Origin of the sequence: Xenorhabdus thuongxuanensis (assembly GCF_001908095.1) — a bacterium.
Classification (GTDB): Bacteria; Pseudomonadota; Gammaproteobacteria; order Enterobacterales; family Enterobacteriaceae; genus Xenorhabdus; species Xenorhabdus thuongxuanensis.
In genome coordinates this window covers 1-1,003 of record NZ_MKGR01000085.1, presented here as the reverse complement: position 1 = coordinate 1,003, position 1,003 = coordinate 1, and the positions used below count along the sequence as shown (strand labels likewise).

The 1,003-nt window shown below is 48.3% G+C and carries 2 protein-coding genes and 2 pseudogenes; 1 reads left to right on the top strand and 3 read right to left on the bottom strand.

Annotation, left to right across the window (positions count from 1 at the left end; translation table 11 throughout):
* Positions 1-141: pseudogene (locus tag Xentx_RS19050) on the top strand (group II intron reverse transcriptase/maturase); the annotation flags it as partial.
* Positions 142-330: 189 nt separating this feature from the next.
* Here the strand turns inward: Xentx_RS19050 and Xentx_RS19045 are convergent.
* The 3 genes and pseudogenes from Xentx_RS19045 to Xentx_RS19040 all read right to left on the bottom strand — a co-directional run.
* On the bottom strand, positions 331-564 hold the full coding sequence (locus Xentx_RS19045; RefSeq protein WP_075968104.1) for a hypothetical protein: 234 nt from the start codon (positions 562-564) through the stop codon (positions 331-333).
* A gap of 17 nt (positions 565-581) precedes the next feature.
* Positions 582-875 carry a transposase gene (locus Xentx_RS18115; protein ID WP_244149911.1) on the bottom strand — a complete coding sequence of 98 codons (294 nt, stop codon included), beginning with the start codon at positions 873-875 and terminating at the stop codon, positions 582-584.
* Positions 876-885: 10 nt separating this feature from the next.
* A pseudogene (locus tag Xentx_RS19040) lies at positions 886-1,003 on the bottom strand (IS5/IS1182 family transposase); the annotation flags it as partial.

The following is a 1,003-nucleotide window of genomic DNA, read 5'->3' as shown; positions in this document are numbered from 1 at the left end:
CAAAGTACGCGAATAATCTACAGATGGTTCAACCGTCAAGGTGGGCGTCGCCGACTGACGTGGAAAAAGCTGAATCTGATCTTGAAAATGCTAGGTTATCCATCGCGTTGGAAAACGCATTCAATGTTCAGTTCTCGCTGAATATGTGTGGGGACACGGATCTGTCGGGAGCCGGATGCGGTAGTTCCGCACGTCCGGTTCTGAGGAGGGGCCTATCTGGGTGACCGGATAGGTCTACTCACCCATCCCAATCACTTAGCCCTTGGCACCATGCTGGAATTGAGAGGTGAGGCGTGGATCCTCTCAATTCCAGCCTTATAGTGCCTAATACTACAGCCGTAATTGCTCTGTCACCATAGGGTTATTCCGACGACGGTAATGACATTGTTGTGCATAGTATTGGTGTCGTCGTCGCCAGTCTGACCAATGTAAAATCTGTTCGACTGCCTCTCCCGTTTTTTCCATCAATTTTGACAACAGCTTACGCAGTTCCGGGATACTCAGGGCTACCCATCCTGCCGGTGTTTTTTTTCTCCCGTATCCGCAAGACCGCCAGCACCGCATGAGCTATAGCAGAATCATCATAACCTGACATATTCAATATGCTCCGTAAACAACTCATCAACTGAACATCTTTTTTGCCTCCTGATCGCTTTTGCTCCGCCCCATTTGTGTTCTATCGGGTTCAAATCCGGACTATAAGCGGGAAGCCATTCCCGTTGACATCTGCTGTCTGCTATCGCTTGTGCCGTGTCATTCCGTTTATGGAAAGGCGCATTGTCCATCACTATCACGGCGCCGTGTGGAAGCTTTGGCAGCAAATCTTGCGTCATCCACGCATAGAAAATATCGGCATTAATATTCTCGGTAAACAAGCTTAACAGCCTATTCAGTATTTTTTCTGCGCAGCAACACGACGAGAAATGCCAGATTGACGAACTGAAGGCTGGTATTCAAATATCTCTCACAGTTCTTCCACAATCGTCGGCATTTTTCCAGCCAA

What these genes read in the sequence shown, in the direction of transcription:
- Xentx_RS19045 (WP_075968104.1), bottom strand. Translation starts at nt 564, where the DNA reads ATGCGGTGCTGGCGGTCTTGCGGATACGGGAGAAAAAAAACACCGGCA.